5 protein-coding genes and 1 tRNA gene are annotated in these 4,179 nt (G+C 69.9%); 2 read left to right on the forward strand and 4 right to left on the reverse strand.

Annotated elements, in window-relative coordinates:
* Positions 1 to 101: 101 nt before the first annotated feature.
* Positions 102 to 776, reverse strand: coding sequence for a hypothetical protein (locus tag ACWC9R_RS36935; protein WP_450738254.1), 675 nt, complete (start codon positions 774 to 776; stop codon positions 102 to 104).
* A 47-nt stretch (positions 777 to 823) separates the two neighbouring features.
* On the opposite strand from ACWC9R_RS36935, the gene ACWC9R_RS36940 reads away from it, so the two are divergent.
* Positions 824 to 1,012, forward strand: coding sequence for a DUF5703 family protein (locus ACWC9R_RS36940; RefSeq protein ID WP_006607658.1), 189 nt, complete (start codon positions 824 to 826; stop codon positions 1,010 to 1,012).
* Between the two features lie 85 nt (positions 1,013 to 1,097).
* Here ACWC9R_RS36940 and ACWC9R_RS36945 read toward each other — a convergent pair whose 3' ends face one another.
* The 3 genes from ACWC9R_RS36945 to ACWC9R_RS36955 form a co-directional block, all read right to left on the reverse strand.
* Positions 1,098 to 1,880 (reverse strand): chaplin, encoded by a 783-nt coding sequence (locus tag ACWC9R_RS36945; protein ID WP_450738256.1) that lies wholly within the window; start codon positions 1,878 to 1,880, stop codon positions 1,098 to 1,100.
* Between the two features lie 174 nt (positions 1,881 to 2,054).
* Positions 2,055 to 2,288, reverse strand: coding sequence for a chaplin (locus ACWC9R_RS36950; RefSeq protein WP_362608514.1), 234 nt, complete (start codon positions 2,286 to 2,288; stop codon positions 2,055 to 2,057).
* A 142-nt stretch (positions 2,289 to 2,430) separates the two neighbouring features.
* Positions 2,431 to 3,756, reverse strand: a complete 1,326-nt coding sequence (locus tag ACWC9R_RS36955) for a M20/M25/M40 family metallo-hydrolase (RefSeq protein ID WP_450738258.1) — start codon at positions 3,754 to 3,756, stop codon at positions 2,431 to 2,433.
* 307 nt (positions 3,757 to 4,063) lie between these two features.
* Here ACWC9R_RS36955 and ACWC9R_RS36960 point away from each other — a divergent pair.
* Positions 4,064 to 4,148 (forward strand) — tRNA-Leu (locus ACWC9R_RS36960).
* Positions 4,149 to 4,179: the final 31 nt, after the last annotated feature.

The raw sequence follows: 4,179 nt of genomic DNA on the forward strand, positions 1-4,179 counted from the left end.
CGGCACACACGGGCCAGGAGGCGGCTCCGGTCCGGCGCCGGGCGGTCAGAGGCCGCGCACGCCGATCCGGCGCGGCCCGTACTACCGTTCCGGCGCCGCCGTCACCGTTCGTTGTCGAGCGGCTCCATCAGGTCGTCCTCGCCCAGTTCCTCGTCGAAGACCGCGCTGACGTCGAAGCGGCACACCACCCGCTGGGGGTCCGCCTGGTCGAACGGCGCGGACAGCCACTCCCCCGGCTCGGGCGGGTCGTCGGCGGCCGCCACCCACAGCGTGGAGTCGCCCTCCTCCAGGCCGAACTCCTTGTGCCGGGAGGCGATCTCGTCCGGTTCGAACTCCCCGAAGAGCACACCGAGCGCCGCGTGCACGCTGGTCCCGACGACCGCGGCGGCATCGGCGCCGCTGACCGCCGCCCCGTCGGCGGCGTCCGGATCGAGGTCGGCGATGCGCTGCGCCTGATGCAGCAGCCGCTGCGGTGCGGCGACGGTGTAGTCGCGCCGGATCAGCACGCTCAGCGCGCTCGGCTCTTCCGGGCCCGCGTATGCGGGCAGCGCCTCGTTTCCGGGGATCTCGAAGGGGGTGACCTCGTCGTAGGTGTCGTAGAGCAGCTCGTCATAGACCTCAGCCGCCGCGGCGAGCTCGTCGAACGCGGCGTACACGGCCGGATCATCCTGCCCCGAGCGGCGTTCGACCGCGTCGAGGTGACGGTCCAGCGCGGCTTTGACCGCCTCGGCGGCGGCACGTACCTCGGCGGCGGAAGGCTGCGCAGCATCAGACATAGTGCAGACGCTATCCGTACCGGGGCCGGTCCCGCACAATAGATGCGATGCCGGAATACGAATTCTGCGATGTGTATGTGCCCCGGGGAGTCTCCCGGAAGGCTGCCACACGCCTGCTGACCGACCATGCCGAGTACGGACACTGGGAGTTGGACCGACTGCGTCTGAACCCCGACGGGAGCCGTAAGGTGCGACTGCGCCGCCGGATCATCCGCCAGCTCCGCGCCACGTGGTGAGCGCCATCGGAGACGAGCGCAGCGGAGCGGGCCCCGTCGGAACGGGACCCGCTCGCTGATCTTCCGGTGGGTTATCCGCCGCTGGTCACCGGCGTGCGGCGCGCGCCTTGCGGTAGAGCAGGGCGCCACCCAGCAGCATCCCGGCGCTGGCCGGAACCGCGTAACCGATCGACCCCGCACCGGTGTGCGCGAGGTGCCCGGAGGGCTTGGCGGGCGTCGCCTGCTGGCTGGGCCCCCCGGTCTGCGGCTTGGCCGGCTTGTGCGGGGTCTGCTGGCTCGGCGTGCCCGGGTGGTGGGGCTTGCCGGGGTGGTGCGGCGTGCTCGGGTGGTGCGGCTTGCTCGGCTCGTGCGGCTTGCCCGGGTGGTGGGGCTTGCCGGGGTGGTGCGGCTTGCCCGGGTGGTGCGGCCGGCCCGGGGCCGCCGACGACCCGTTGGAGCAGTGGTTGCCGAACGCGGGGTTCAGCAGCCCGCCGCCCGTCACGTTGTTGCCGCAGGCGTTCACCGGCACGTCGACCGGAGCCTGGACATTGTTGCCCGACGCGATACCCGGCGAGTTCGAGGTGGTGCCGGCGGCGCCCGCCCCGGTGTGCCCGCCCTGGTGGTGTCCGCCGTTGTGCCTGCCGCCGACATCGTTGGCGCAGCGGTTGCCGAACGCGGGGTTCAGCAGGCCGACGACGTTGACGGTGTTACCGCAGGCGTTCACCGGCACATGGACCGGAACCTGAACGTTGTTGCCGGAGCCCACACCCGGCGAGTTGGCCGCGCCTCCGGCGGCCCCCGCGTCGGCGTGTGCGTATCCGGCGGCCATGGCGAGTACGCCACTGGCGGCGGCCGCGGTAATCAGGCCCTTTCGTGCGACCTGTCTCATAGCTTGTTCCCCTGCCTAGTGCCTTACAGGAATACGGACGAGTGGCGGTCTTCGGAAAGATCCACCCGCCCGTCGAAATGCTCAGCGGCTCCGGATCGCATGGCACGCCCCCGGAGCCGAACCGAGTCAGACCCTTTTACGGGTGTAAATACAACGCCAAAGGACGTCAGAAGGTCACTTGTTGACGCAGCCGGCACCGAAGGCGGGGTTCAGCAGCCCGATCACGGAGACCGTGTTGCCGCAGGCGTTCACCGGGACCTGGACCGGAACCTGAATGGTGTTGCCGGACACCACACCCGGGGAGTTCAGGGCCATGCCCTGGGCGCCCGAGTCGGCAACGGCCAGGCCCGCACCGGCGAGTACGACACCACCAGCGACTGCGGCAGCAGCGACGACCTTCTTGATCATTATTCCTCCTTGTAGCCAATACGATCCCAGCCGCGGACCGCACTGACTGCAACGAGGAAAATGCCGTTCAAGCTACGAACACATCGGCGCGTTCACTCGTTTCAGCGAAGTCGGCGCGAAAGGCAGGAAAACCGCGCCGAATTCAGCTCTGTTCGATGAACCGGTCGAGCACCCGCACCCCGAACTTCAGTCCGTCCACCGGCACTCGCTCGTCGACCCCGTGGAACATCCCCGCGAAGTCCAGCTCCGGCGGCAGCTTCAGCGGGGCGAAGCCGAATCCGCGGATTCCGAGGTCGTCGAAGGACTTGGCGTCCGTACCGGCGGAGAGCATGTACGGCACCGCCCGCGCGATCGGGTCCTCGGCCTGCAGCGCCGACTGCATCGCCTGGACCAGCGCACCGTCGAAGGTGGTCTCCAGCGCCTTGTCCGCGTGGACGTCCTCGCGCCGGACGCGCGGCCCCAGGAGCCGGTCGACGTCGGCGAGGAACTCCTCCTCGTAGCCCGGCAGGAAGCGGCCGTCGACATGGGCGACGGCCTGTCCCGGGATGACGTTGACCTTGTAACCGGCGCCCAGCTGCGTGGGGTTGGCGGTGTTCTTGAGCGAGGCGCCGATCAGCTTGGCGATGCCGCCGAGCTTGGCCAGCGTGGCGTCCATGTCCTCCGGGTCGAGCTCGGTGCCCAGCGCGTCGCCGAGCTGGTCGAGGAAGGACCGCAGGGTCTTCGTGACCCGCACCGGGAACTCGTGCCGGCCCAACCGCCCGACGGCCTCGGACAGTTCGGTGATGGCGTTGTCCTTGTGGATCATCGATCCGTGTCCGGCGCTGCCGTCCACGGTCAGCTTCATCCAGTGCATGCCCTTCTGGGCCGTCTCGATGAGGTAGAGCCGCACCTGCTCGTTGACGGTGAAGGAGAAGCCGCCGACCTCGCTGATCGCCTCCGTGACGCCCTCGAAGAGGTGCGGGTGGTGGTCGACGAGGTAGCGCGCGCCGTAGGTGCCGCCCGCCTCCTCGTCCGCGAGGAACGCCAGCACGATGTCGCGCGGCGGCTTGCGGCCGGTGCGCAGGCGGTCGCGGACGACCGCCAGGGTCATCGCGTCCATGTCCTTCATGTCGACCGCGCCCCGGCCCCAGACGCAGCCGTCGGCGATCTCGCCGGAGAAGGGGTGGTGGGTCCAGTCGTCGGCGTTGGCGGGGACGACGTCGGTGTGGCCGTGGATGAGCAGCGCGGGCCGCGAGCGGTCCTCGCCCTCGATCCGGGCGACGGTGGAGGCGCGGCCCTTGTGGGACTCGAAGATCTGCGGCTCCAGGCCGACCTCGGCGAGCTTCTCCGCGACATACTCGGCGGCGGCCCGCTCACCCGGGCCCGAGTGGTCGCCGTAGTTGCTGGTGTCGATCCTGATCAGGTCCCGGCACAGGTCGACCACCTCGTCCTCGCCGGTGACCGTACGGGACGGCTGCGACTCACTCATGCCGCAACCTCGCTTCGCCCGGCCCCGCAGTCGCGGGGCGCGCCCTTCTCCCTGGGTCGCTCGCAGAGCTCACGCACAGTGCCTCCTCTGGGTTCACGGCCGCATCGCGCGCCCGGAGGAGCGCGGCCCGCGGCGGGGTCCACTGCCATCCTCCACCCGCCACCCCCTGGGCCCAAGGGCGCAATACTCCCGACATGCCCTGGTCACAGGGCTTCGTCCGGCCAACCGTGCGGGTGATCGACCACCCCCGAAGGTTTGCTATTGTTTTCCACGTCGGAACGGCCCAGGCCGCAACGGCAGACACCTTGTCCGGGTGGCGGAATGGCAGACGCGCTAGCTTGAGGTGCTAGTGCCCTTTATCGGGCGTGGGGGTTCAAGTCCCCCCTCGGACACTTCGCAGGACATCGCCCGCTCCGGCCGCTC

It is taken from the genome of Streptomyces sp. NPDC001219 (genome assembly GCF_053597915.1).

Bases quoted from the DNA above. Each gene is read 5' to 3' on its own strand.
- ACWC9R_RS36940 (WP_006607658.1), top strand. From the start codon at position 824: ATGCCGGAATACGAATTCTGCGATGTGTATGTGCCCCGGGGAGTCTCC.
- ACWC9R_RS36950 (WP_362608514.1), bottom strand. From the start codon at position 2,288: ATGATCAAGAAGGTCGTCGCTGCTGCCGCAGTCGCTGGTGGTGTCGTA.
- ACWC9R_RS36945 (WP_450738256.1), bottom strand. From the start codon at position 1,880: ATGAGACAGGTCGCACGAAAGGGCCTGATTACCGCGGCCGCCGCCAGT.
- ACWC9R_RS36935 (WP_450738254.1), bottom strand. From the start codon at position 776: ATGTCTGATGCTGCGCAGCCTTCCGCCGCCGAGGTACGTGCCGCCGCC.
- ACWC9R_RS36955 (WP_450738258.1), bottom strand. From the start codon at position 3,756: ATGAGTGAGTCGCAGCCGTCCCGTACGGTCACCGGCGAGGACGAGGTG.